Here is an 11,026-nt window from a genome sequence, read left to right as displayed (position 1 = left end):
CATGACCACCCGAGTACTCGTGCTGTACTACTCCACCTGGGGCCACATCGAGCAGATGGCCGAAGCCGAGGCGCGTGGCGCCCGCGAGGTGGCCGACACCGAGGTCACGATCAAGCGCGTGCCCGAACTGATGCCCGAGGATGTCGCCCGCAATGCCGGCGCCCGGCTCGACCAGCCGGCCGGGATCGCCCGCCCCGAGGAGCTGGCCGACTACGACGCCATCATCATCGGCACACCCACCCGCTACGGGCGCATGGCCGCACAGATGGCGAACTTCCTGGATCAGACCGGCTCGCTGTGGTTCAACGACCGCCTGGTGGGCAAGATCGGCAGCGTGTTCGGCTCCACCGCCAGCCAGCACGGCGGCCAGGAGACCACCCTGATCTCCACCATCGTGAACCTGATGCACTTCGGCATGACCATCGTCGGCCTGCCGTACACCGAAAAGCGCCTGCTGGAAATGGGCCAGATCAGCGGCGGCACCCCCTACGGCGCCACCACCCTGGCCGACGGCGACGGCAGCCGCCAGCCCACCGAGGCCGAACTCGGCATGGCCGAATCCCAGGGCCGCCACGTCGCCGAAGTCGCCCGCGCCCAGAAGCTGGGCCAGTCCGCCGGCTGACCCCCTGGCCGACCCGGCACCAGAACCCGGCCCCCATCGGCCGGAGGGCCGGCCTCCTACCGGGGCCGGGGTCGACCTGCAGGAGGCCAGCCCCTTGGCCGACCCGGCACCAGACCCGGCACCAGACCCGGCCCGACCCGCAGGAGGCCAGCCCCCTGGCCGACCCGGCACCAGACCGGGCCCGGCCTGTAGGAGGCCAGCCCCCTGGCCGATCAAGCCCCGACCACCCACCGCGCCAAATCGGCCGGAGGCCCGGCCTCCTACCGGGCAGGGCCCGACCCGCAGGAGGCCAGCCCCCTGGCCGACCCGGCACCAGACCCGGCACCAGACCGGGCCCGCCCCGTAGGAGGCCAGCCCCCTGGCCGACCCGGCACCAGACCCGGCCCGCCCCGTAGGAGGCCAGCCCCCTGGCCGATCAAGCCCCGACAACCCACCAGGCCCGAATCGGCCGGAGGGCCGGCCTCCTACACCACGCGACTGTATTTCACCGGGGCGGCCTCCGGCCGGTCCAGCCAGGCATCGAAGGCCATGGCCACGTTGCGCAGCAGCATGCGCCCGCGTGGCAGCACGTCGAGCTCGCGCTCGCCCACGCGCACCAGTTCGTCCCGTTCCATCTCGTCCAGCCGTTCCAGCTCCGCACCAAAATACTCACGGAAATCGATGCCGTGGCGGGCCTCCACCCGGCCGAAATCCAGATGCGAATGACACATGATGTCAGTGATCACCTCGCGTCGCAGACGGTCGTCATCCGACAGCACGATGCCGCGGAACACCGGCAGGCGCCCGGCATCCAGGCGCGCGTAGTACTGCTCCAGCTCGCGCACGTTCTGACTGTAGGTATCGCCGATACGCCCGATCGCGGTCGGCCCCATCGCCACCAGGTCGCAGTCGGCACGCGTGGAGTAGCCCTGGAAATTACGCTGCAGCGTGCCGGCGCGCTGGGCGCGGGCCAGCTCGTCGTCCGGCAGGGCAAAATGATCCATGCCGATGTACACATAACCGGCATCGGTCAGCATGCCGATGGTCGTCTCCAGGATCGCCAGCTTCTCCGCCGCCGAGGGCAGCTCGTCTTCGTTGATCTGGCGCTGCACCTTGAACCGCTCCGGCAGATGCGCGTAGTTGTAGATCGCCAGCCGCTCCGGCCGCAGCTCGAGGGTTTGCTCCAGGGTCCGCCGCGTGGTCTCCACCGTCTGCTTCGGCAGCCCGTAGATCAGGTCCACATTGGTGGAGCCGAAGCCGCAGGCCCGCGCCTGTTCGATCGCCCCGGCGGTCACCTCGAATGGCTGGACGCGGTTGACCGCCTGCTGCACGTCCGGATCGAAGTCCTGCACCCCCAGGCTGATGCGGTTGAAACCGCGCTCGGCCAGCAGCGGCAGCGTGCCTTCGCGCAGCGCCCGCGGGTCGATCTCGATGGAGAACTCGCGCTCCGGCCCGTCCGAGAGGTTGAAGTTGCGACCCAGCGAATCCATCACCCGGTCCAGATCGGCATCGCTCAGATAGGTGGGCGTGCCACCACCGAAATGCAGCTGTTCCACCGGGCGCGCCGAATGGAACAGCCGCCCCTGCAGCGCGATTTCCTGATCCAGATAGTCCAGATAGCTGCGCGCCCGCTCGTAATTGCCGGTCACCACCTTGTTGCAGGCGCAGTAGAAACAGACCGTGTCGCAGAACGGCACGTGCACATACAGCGACAGCGGGCGCGTGACACCATCGGCCTGCGAACGCTCGGCCTGCACCGCATAGGTGGTATCGTCGAAACCCTCGTGGAACTGCGGCGCGGTGGGATAGGACGTGTAGCGCGGGCCACTGACGTCGTAGCGTTGCAGCATCTCGCGGTCGAAGATCAGGCTCTGTTCCATCGGGGACTCCTGTGGGCGGACCAGCCCATGATACCCCCGGGCCGCACCCCGGGGCTTGAGGCAGGTCACCCAACCCGCCTTATGCTAGCCTCTGCGCGCACATCCGGCCCGGCCCCGAGAAACCATGTCACCCGACGAATACTGCGAAGAAAAGGCCGCAAAGAGCGGCTCCTCGTTCTACTACGCCTTCCGCTTCCTCGAAGACGACCGCCGTCGCGCGATCACCGCGCTGTACGCCTTCTGCCGCGAGGTGGACGACGTGGTCGACGAGACCAGCGAGGAGGCCGTGGCCCGCGCCAAGCTGGACTGGTGGCGCGGCGAGATCGAACGGCTGTACGACGGCGACCCGCAGCACCCCATCACCCGCGCGCTGCAGCCGCATCTGGCCCCGTTCGATCTGGGTCGCGAGTACTTCGACGAGATCATCGACGGCATGCAGATGGATCTCGACTACGACAGCTACCCCGATTTCACCACGCTGTCGCTGTACTGCTACCGCGTGGCCAGCGTGGTCGGCATCCTCTCCGCGCACATCTTCGGCTTCACCGAGCGCGGCACGCTCAAGTACGCCCACGATCTCGGCATGGCCCTGCAGCTGACCAACATCCTGCGTGACGTGCACGAGGACGCGATGCGCGGGCGGGTGTACATCCCGATGGACGAACTGCAGAAACACGGCGTACGCCCGGAGGAGTTCCAGCGCAACCTCACCGACGACCGCCACCGCGCGCTGTTCGCGGAGCAGGCCGAACGCGCCCGGCGCTACTACGACAAGGCCGAGGCCGAACTGCCGGCAGCGGACCGCTACGCCCAGCGCCCGGGCCTGATCATGGCCGCGATCTACCGCCGCCTGCTGGACGAAATCGCCGATGACGGCTACCGCGTGCTGGAGCACCGGGTGCACCTGACCCCGCTGCGCAAGCTGTGGATCGCCTGGCGCACCTACCGCCGCCTGCGCCGCGAACGCCGGCGCGGCTGAGCCCGCGTGTCCGTCGCGTCCGACGCCCGTCCGGTGGCGGTGGTCGGGGCCGGCTGGGCCGGCCTCACCGCCGCGCTCGCGCTGGCGCGCGCCGGCCACCCGGTGCACCTGCTGGACAGCGCAGCGGTGGTCGGCGGCCGCGCCCGCAGCCTGACCCTGGACGGGACCACACTGGACAACGGCCAGCACATCCTGGTGGGCGCCTGCGAAGCGGCGCTGGCACAGATCCGCTCGGTGGGCGTCGACCCGGAGCAGGCCTTCCACGCCCTGCCCTTCGGTCTGGAACTGCGTGCCGCCGACGGCACCGAGGCCCTGCGCCTGAATCCCGCCTCACCGCGCCTGCCGGCGCTGGGCCGCGCGCTGTACGCCGCCCTGAAAACCGAACCGCTGGGCGTACGGCTGCGCGCCACCCTGGGTGCGGTCGGCCTGCTGCACGGCCCGCTGCATCAGGACCGACCGGTGCGCGCCTGGCTGCAGTACCACCACCAGCCGCCCGCGCTGATCGAACGCCTGTGGGAGCCGCTGTGCCTGGCGGTCATGAACACCCCGCTGCGCAGCGCCTCGGCGCGGGTGTTCCGCGAGGTGCTGCGTGAGGCCCTGACCCACGGCCCGGAGGCGGCTCGCCTGCTGCTGCCGGCGCAGCCGCTGGGGGCGATCTACCCGGAACCGGCGGTCGCCGAACTGCGCCAGCACGGCGCCACGATCGACCTCGGGCGACGCGTCCGGCGGATCACGGCACGCGGGGCACCCGGGGCACCCGACCCGACCGGTTCGGGGGCATCGCCGGTCACGCTGGAGGATCGCGGGGGCCAACGCATCGAGGCACGTGCCGTGATCCTGGCCACCACCCCGGCGGCGGCCGCCGGGCTGCTCCCGCCCGACGAGGATCTGGACGACACCCGCGACCGCATCAACGAACTGGGTGCGCGCAGCATCTGCACCGTATACCTGCGTTATCCGCACCCGCTCCCGGCGGAACTGCCGCCGCTGCTCGGCCTGCTGGGGCAGTATGGCCAGTGGGCGGTGCCGCGCCGGGTCGCCGGGCATCCGGAATGGGTGGCCGTGGTTACCTCGGCCGCCGACGATGCCGCACCGATGGACGCCGACACCCGCTGCGCGACGGTGGCCGACGAACTCGCACGCTGCGTGCCCGGACTGGACACCCCGGTCGCGCAGCACGCGGTCTGCGAACGCCGCGCGACCTTTGATGCCCGCACCGGCATCGACACCCGCCGTCCCGAACCGCGTACCGCGCGCCGGGATCTGCTGCTCGCCGGGGACTATCTGATCCCCGGCCTGCCATCCACCCTCGAAGCCGCGGTGCGCTCCGGTTTAGAATCGGCGCATCTGCTCATGGAGGACCTCTCTTGACCGACACCCCGCTCGACATCCCGAAGCTGATCGACTATCGGCCCGAACCCGGCGCCTTTGCCGACCGCGTGATCCTGGTGACCGGCGCGGCCGACGGCATCGGGCGCCAGATCGCCGAGGCCTGCGCCGCCGCCGGTGCCGTGGTGGTCCTGCTGGACAAGGACATCAAGGGCCTGGAGCGCGTGTACGATGCCATCGAGGCCGCCGGGCACCCGCAGCCGGCGATCTACCCGCTCAACCACGAGGGGGCCACGGTCAAGGATTACGGCGAGATGGCCGAGAGCATCCGCGACTCGCTCGGCCGGCTCGACGGCGTGGTCCTCAATGCCGGGTGGGCCGGCACCCTCACCCCGCTGAAGCAGTACGACCCGGAACTGTGGTTCAAGGTCGTCAACACCAACCTGAACGGGCCGTTCTTCCTGGTGCAGGCGGTCATTCCGCTGCTGGAAGCCAGCCCGACCGGCAGTCTGGTGATCTCCACCCAGGACGCCAGCCGCGCCTACTGGGGCGCCTTCGGCATGGCCAAGGCGGCGCAGGACAGCCTGCTGGAGATCCTGCACCGCGAACACCGTCACGAAGGCGGCTTCATCCACGTCAACGGCGTGGACACCGGCCCGGTGCGCACCCGCTTCCGCCGCGCGCACTACCCCGGCGAAGACCCGGCCAGCCTGCCCGCGCCCGAGGACACCGTGGGCCCGTATCTCTACTTCCTCGACCCCGGCGACCCGGCCATCACCGGCCACAACCTGCGCCTGGAAGGCCACCTCCCGATCCGCCCCCTGCCCCCGGATTACGACGGCTGATTCCGGCCCCGATCGGCCGGGGGGCCGGCCTCCTACCGCTCCCCGAACCGTCCGTAGGAGGCCAGCCCCTGGCCGATCCGGCACCGGACCTGCCCCCGATCGGCCGGAGGGCCGGCCCCCTACCGTTTGCCCGGCCCCTTCTTCGGGCCGCCCTTGCGGCCCGGCTTGCGGCCGGTCGGGGCCGGCCGTGCGGCCTTCTCCACGCCCAGGTGCTGGGTACGCACCTCGCCGCCGCGCTGCCGAAGCGCCTTGCCGCCGCGGGTCACGCGCCCGCCGGCGGCCGGTCGCGCCCCGCCGCCCTTGCTGCCCCCCTTGCCCCCGGTACCCGCCGGCTGCCAGGTGGGGATCAGGTGGTGCTTGCCGTTGCCGATCAGGTCGCGCCGACCCATGCGCTTTAGCGCATCACGCAGCAGCGGCCAGTTATCCGGGTCGTGATAGCGCAAAAACGCCTTGTGCAGCCGCCGCGCCCGCGCCCCGCGGGCCACGGAAAGCCGTGAATCCGCCCGGCGCCGCACACCCCGCAGCGGGTTGCGCCCGGTGTGCCACATCGCGGTGGCCAGGGCCATGGGGCTGGGCAGGAAGGCCTGCACCTGGTCGGCACGGAAGCCATTGCGCTTGAGCCACAGCGCGAGGTTGAGCATGTCCTCGTCAGTGGTGCCCGGATGCGCGGCGATGAAGTACGGGATCAGGTACTGCTCCTTGCCCGCCGCCTTCGAATACTTGTCGAACATCGCCTTGAAGCGGTCATAGGTACCCATCCCCGGCTTCATCATGTGACCGAGCGGGCCCTCCTCGGTGTGCTCCGGGGCGATCTTCAGATACCCGCCGACATGGTGCGTCACCAGCTCCTTCACGTACTCCGGCGACTCGATCGCCAGGTCGTAGCGCAGACCCGAGGCGATCAGCACCTTCTTCACCCCCGGCAGCTCGCGCGCCTTGCGATACAGGCGGATCAGCGGGGCATGGTCGGTATTCAGATTGGAGCAGATCCCGGGATACACGCAGGACAGGCGCCGGCAGTTCTTCTCGATCTCGGGATCCTTGCAGGCCAGGCGGTACATGTTCGCGGTGGGCCCGCCCAGATCCGAGACCACGCCGGTAAAGCCCTCCACGCGATCGCGCATCTCCTCGATCTCGCGCAGGATGCTGTCCTCCGAGCGGCTCTGGATGATGCGCCCCTCGTGCTCGGTGATGGAACAGAAGGTGCAGCCGCCAAAGCAGCCGCGCATGATGTTCACCGAGAAGCGGATCATCTCCCAGGCCGGGATGCGCGCATCGCCGTAGGACGGATGCGGGGCGCGCGCATAGGGCAGATCGAACACCGCGTCCATCTCCGGGGTCGACAGCGGCACCGGCGGCGGGTTGAGCCACAGCTCCTTGTCGCCGTGGCGCTGCACCAGCGCCCGCGCGTTGCCCGGGTTGGTCTCCAGGTGCATCACCCGCGAGGCATGGGCGTACAGCACCGCGTCGCCCTTCACCTGCTCGAAGGCCGGCAGGCGGATCACCGTGCGGCTGCGCGGCGTGCCCTTCGGGATCTCGCGGTGGAAGCGCACGACCTGCGCTTCGGCATCGCCCCCGGATCCGGGTTGCGTGCCGGATTCCTGCCCGCTCGCGCAGGCCTGCGCCGAGGTCTCCGCATAGGGATCCGGGTTCGCATCCACCGGCCCCGGGGTATCCACTTCGGAGGAATCCAGCACCACGTGATCGCCCGGCACCCGGTCACGCAGGAACGCGGTGCCGCGCAGATCGTTGATCTCGCGCGGATGCTCGCCCCCGGCCACGCGATGCGCCAGCTCCACCAGCGCGCGCTCGGCGTTGCCGAACAGCAGGATGTCCGCGCGCGAATCCAGCAGCACCGAGCGGCGCACCTTGTCCTGCCAGTAGTCGTAATGGGCGATGCGCCGCAGGCTCGCCTCGATCCCGCCGATCACCACCGGCACGTCGCGGAAGGCCTCGCGCACCCGCTGGCTGTACACGATCACCGCGCGGTCGGGGCGCTTGCCATGCACGTCGCCGGGGGTATAGGCGTCGTTGGAGCGCTTCTTCCGTTCCGCGGTGTAGTGGTTGACCATCGAGTCCATGTTCCCGGCGGTCACGCCGAAGAACAGATTCGGCCGCCCCAGCGCGCGGAACGGCTCGGCCGAGGTCCAGTCGGGCTGGGCGATGATGCCGACGCGAAAGCCCTGCGCCTCCAGCAGCCGGCCGATGATGGCCATGCCGAAGCTGGGATGGTCGACATAGGCATCCCCGGTGACCAGCACGATGTCGCAGGAATCCCAGCCGAGCTGGTCCATCTCCTCGCGCGTGGTCGGCAGGAACGGCGCCGTGCCGAAGCGTTTGGCCCAGTACGGACGGCGGTCGAACAGACCGGGCACGGTCTCGTCGGCGATAACGGGTACGGAAGCGGACATGCGGCCTCGTTCCGGGGATTCCGGAGCACTGCGATCGGGTAATTACCCATTACACGCGCGCGCGGCCCGGGCTTCAACCCGACCCGCGCGCGGCAGGGGCTTCAGACGTGCTGCGCGTCGCGCACGCCGGCGTACTGCACCCCGGCCAGACGGGCCAGATCGCGATCGAAGGTCGACAGATCGTTGGGGCCGAAATCCTCCAGCCGCGCATGACCGCAGGCCCGCGCCAGCACCCGCGCCAGTTCGGTGCCATCGGTCAGGAACCGGCCCAGACGCGCCGCCCCGGTCTCCACATCCAGGCGCGCACGCAGCCGCGGATCCTGGGTGGCCACGCCGGTCGGGCACTGGTTGGTGTGGCAGATGCGCGCCCCCACACAGCCGATCGCCTGCAGCGCGGCGTTGCCCAGGGCCACGCCGTCGGCGCCCAGCGCCAGGGCCTTGACCCAGTCCGCCGGGGTGCGCAGCCCGCCGGTCACCAGCAGCGTCACGCGGCCCGAGGCCCCGGTGGCATCCATGTGCCGGCGTGCACGCGCCACCGCCGGGATGGTTGGCACCCCCATGTGGTCGCGCAGCAGCGCCGGCGCGGCGCCGGTGCCCCCGCCGCGACCATCGAGGATGATGTAGTCGGCACCGGCCTCCAGGGCAAAATCGATGTCCGCCTCGATGTGGTGCGCGGCCAGCTTGAACCCGACCGGGATGCCGCCGGAGCGCTGGCGCACGTCGTCCGCGAAGCGGCGGAAATCTTCCGGCGTGCGCAGCCCCGGATCGGCGGGTGGCGACACCGCGTCCCGTCCGGCCTCGATCCCGCGCGCGGCCGCGATCTCGTCGGTCACCTTGGAACCGGGGAGCACGCCGCCCACGCCGGTCTTGGCCGCCTGCCCGGCCTTGAAATGGAAGGCCTGCACGCGTTCGGGCACGGAATCGTCGTAACCGAAATGCGCCGGCCCCAGCTCGAACAGGTAGCGCGAGGCGGCCTCCGCCTCCTCCGGCAGCATGCCGCCCTCGCCGGAACACACCCCGGTGCCGGCGAGCTCCGCGCCGCGTGCCAGCGCCAGACGCGCCTCGCGCGACAGCGAGCCGTAGCTCATGTCGGTCACCAGCCAGGGCATGGACAGCCGCAGCGGCCGCTGCGCCTGCGGCCCGATCACCAGCTCGGTGGCCACCTCCGCCCCGGCCTCCAGCGGCCGGCTCGCCAGCTGGGCCGCCAGCAGCTGCAGCGCATCCCAGCCCGGCAGGTCGTCGCGCGGCACGCCCATCGCCACCGTCGGTCCGTGGGCACCCAGCCCGTCCAGGCCGTCGCGCGCCAGCGCATGGATGAACTCGACATGCGGCTCGGTCGCGGTCGCGCGCGGATCGGGCGGCGCGTCGGATCCGCCGTTCCCGGCGTTCCCGCCCGGCTCCGACGCCGGTTCCGGCGCCTCCCCGACCTGCGCGTCCAGCCCGGCGTGCGTACCGTCACAATAGGGCAGATTGCCCGACTGCTTGCACTGGCACAGAAACGCCTCGCCATCCTCCTGCGCGGTAAACGCCAGCGGGCCCAGGCCCGTCCCCGCGTGGGAACCGTCGCAGAACGGCTGGTTCGCCGAACGTCCGCAGCGGCAGAAGTAGTACTCCTTCCCCTTCTCCAGCTCCACGCCACGCGGTTCCAGTGCCGCAATCACGGGTCGGCTCATCGTGTCCTCCTGTCGGGTTGTCCGGCTCACCCGACATGAACCCACAAACCCGCACCCCGGCGCAAACCGCCCGACCCGGCCGCCCCGTCTGGGCGCGATGACGCCCGGGGGCGTATCATGAGGAATCGTGCCACTGCCCCCGGGAGCCCCGCATGAACCAGGTCGACCACCGCAACACCCGCCGCGACTACACCCGCGCCGAGCTGCGCCGCAGCGACCTGACCCCGGAGCCCGCACAGCTGCTGGCCCGCTGGCTGGAAGAAGCGCGCGAGGCCGGCAACCCCGATCCCACCGCCATGACCCTGGCCACCGCCGACGCCGACGGCCAGCCCTCGGCGCGCATCGTCCTCTTCAAGCATTTCGAGGGCGAAGGCCTTTGCTGGTACACCGACTCGCGCAGCCACAAGGGCCGCGACCTCGCCGAGAACCCCCGCGCCGCGCTGCTGTTCTACTGGCCCGAGACCGAACGCCAGATCCGCGTCGAGGGCAGCGTCAGCGCCCTGCCCGCCGAACTCGCGGACGACTACTTCAGCCAGCGGCCGGGCGGCAGCCGGCTGGCCGCCGCCGCCTCCCTGCAGAGCCAGCCGGTGGAGGACCGCGCCACCCTGGAGCAGCGCGTGAAGGACCTGGAACAGCAGTACCCCGACGGCAACGTCCCCCGCGACCCGGCCTGGATCGGCTACCGCCTCGCGCCCGAGCTCTTCGAATTCTGGCAGGGCCGCGCCAGTCGCCTGCACGACCGCTTCACCTACCATCACAACGGCGAACACTGGGAAATCACCCGCCTGATGCCCTGAACCGCCGATCCTGAAGCGCGCCATGCGGGCGGCCCGCATGCGGGAGCCGGGTTCCCTCGCCGATTATCCACGGCAACCCTACCGCCCCCGCCTCCGAATCTGCTAGGATGCGCAGCGCTACTGGCGACGGTCGCAACAACCGACCGGGCCGGAGCACGGAGAGGTGCCGGAGTGGTCGAACGGGGCGGTCTCGAAAACCGTTGTACGCGCGAGCGTACCGAGGGTTCGAATCCCTCCCTCTCCGCCAGAATTCCGCAGGAGCGTGCTTGCACGCGAAAAAAGGGGCCCACGCGGCCCCTTTTCTATGCATGCCCCCCATAGCCGGAGGGATTCGAACATCGCCGCAGGCGCCCGTGAACATGCCCGTAGACATGATGGATTGACCTGCCCGACCTCGAGAGCGTGGGTTATGTTCTCGGGGTTGGGACAACCACCTTCAACACAGAGCCAATATCGAGGGGGCAGGTCATGAACCAGTTTAGCGCGGAAGGGATGAAGGATGCAGGGCCGG

The 11,026-nt window shown here is 70.4% G+C and carries 8 protein-coding genes and 1 tRNA gene; 6 read left to right on the top strand and 3 right to left on the bottom strand.

What is annotated here, in order from left to right; translation table 11 throughout:
- Position 1 precedes the first annotated feature (1 nt).
- A complete protein-coding gene (gene wrbA / locus F620_RS0111385) occupies positions 2-622 on the top strand; it encodes an NAD(P)H:quinone oxidoreductase (RefSeq protein ID WP_019570647.1) in 621 nt (206 codons plus the stop codon).
- Positions 623-1,086: 464 nt separating this feature from the next.
- Here the strand turns inward: wrbA and hemN are convergent, their stop codons facing one another.
- Entirely contained in the window at positions 1,087-2,481 is a 1,395-nt protein-coding gene (hemN, locus tag F620_RS0111380) for an oxygen-independent coproporphyrinogen III oxidase (RefSeq protein WP_019570646.1), read from the bottom strand.
- Between the two features lie 124 nt (positions 2,482-2,605).
- Here hemN and hpnD point away from each other — a divergent pair, with 124 nt between their 5' ends.
- The 3 genes from hpnD to F620_RS0111365 are packed head-to-tail and all read left to right on the top strand — an operon-like array spanning position 2,606 to position 5,634.
- Entirely contained in the window at positions 2,606-3,460 is an 855-nt protein-coding gene (gene hpnD, locus F620_RS0111375; RefSeq protein WP_018870743.1) for a presqualene diphosphate synthase HpnD, read from the top strand.
- 6 nt (positions 3,461-3,466) lie between these two features.
- Positions 3,467-4,831: a hydroxysqualene dehydroxylase HpnE gene (hpnE, locus tag F620_RS0111370; protein ID WP_019570645.1), complete on the top strand. Its 1,365-nt coding sequence runs from the start codon at positions 3,467-3,469 to the stop codon at positions 4,829-4,831.
- Positions 4,828-5,634 carry an SDR family NAD(P)-dependent oxidoreductase gene (locus tag F620_RS0111365; protein WP_019570644.1) on the top strand — a complete coding sequence of 269 codons (807 nt, stop codon included), beginning with the start codon at positions 4,828-4,830 and terminating at the stop codon, positions 5,632-5,634. Before hpnE ends, F620_RS0111365 begins: the two co-directional genes overlap by 4 nt.
- A 119-nt stretch (positions 5,635-5,753) precedes the next feature.
- Here F620_RS0111365 and F620_RS0111360 read toward each other — a convergent pair whose 3' ends face one another.
- Complete coding sequence (locus F620_RS0111360) at positions 5,754-8,045, bottom strand: YgiQ family radical SAM protein (RefSeq protein WP_019570643.1); 2,292 nt, start codon at positions 8,043-8,045, stop codon at positions 5,754-5,756.
- Positions 8,046-8,146: 101 nt separating this feature from the next.
- Complete coding sequence (locus tag F620_RS0111355; RefSeq protein WP_019570642.1) at positions 8,147-9,718, bottom strand: glutamate synthase-related protein; 1,572 nt, start codon at positions 9,716-9,718, stop codon at positions 8,147-8,149.
- Between the two features lie 152 nt (positions 9,719-9,870).
- Here F620_RS0111355 and pdxH point away from each other — a divergent pair, with 152 nt between their 5' ends.
- Positions 9,871-10,515: a pyridoxamine 5'-phosphate oxidase gene (pdxH, locus tag F620_RS0111350; protein ID WP_019570641.1), complete on the top strand. Its 645-nt coding sequence runs from the start codon at positions 9,871-9,873 to the stop codon at positions 10,513-10,515.
- A gap of 157 nt (positions 10,516-10,672) precedes the next feature.
- Positions 10,673-10,762: transfer RNA gene (locus tag F620_RS0111345), tRNA-Ser, on the top strand.
- The last annotated feature ends 264 nt before the right edge of the window (positions 10,763-11,026 follow it).

It is taken from the genome of Thioalkalivibrio sp. ALE11, assembly GCF_000381205.1.
GTDB lineage: Bacteria > Pseudomonadota > Gammaproteobacteria > Ectothiorhodospirales > Ectothiorhodospiraceae > Thioalkalivibrio.
This window is presented reverse-complemented; position numbering and strand designations above follow the sequence as displayed.

Excerpts from the sequence above, each read along its gene's own strand:
- wrbA (WP_019570647.1), top strand. The coding sequence starts at position 2 with ATGACCACCCGAGTACTCGTGCTGTACTACTCCACCTGGGGCCACATC.
- hemN (WP_019570646.1), bottom strand. The coding sequence starts at position 2,481 with ATGGAACAGAGCCTGATCTTCGACCGCGAGATGCTGCAACGCTACGAC.
- hpnD (WP_018870743.1), top strand. The coding sequence starts at position 2,606 with ATGTCACCCGACGAATACTGCGAAGAAAAGGCCGCAAAGAGCGGCTCC.
- F620_RS0111360 (WP_019570643.1), bottom strand. The coding sequence starts at position 8,045 with ATGTCCGCTTCCGTACCCGTTATCGCCGACGAGACCGTGCCCGGTCTG.
- F620_RS0111355 (WP_019570642.1), bottom strand. The coding sequence starts at position 9,718 with ATGAGCCGACCCGTGATTGCGGCACTGGAACCGCGTGGCGTGGAGCTG.
- pdxH (WP_019570641.1), top strand. The coding sequence starts at position 9,871 with ATGAACCAGGTCGACCACCGCAACACCCGCCGCGACTACACCCGCGCC.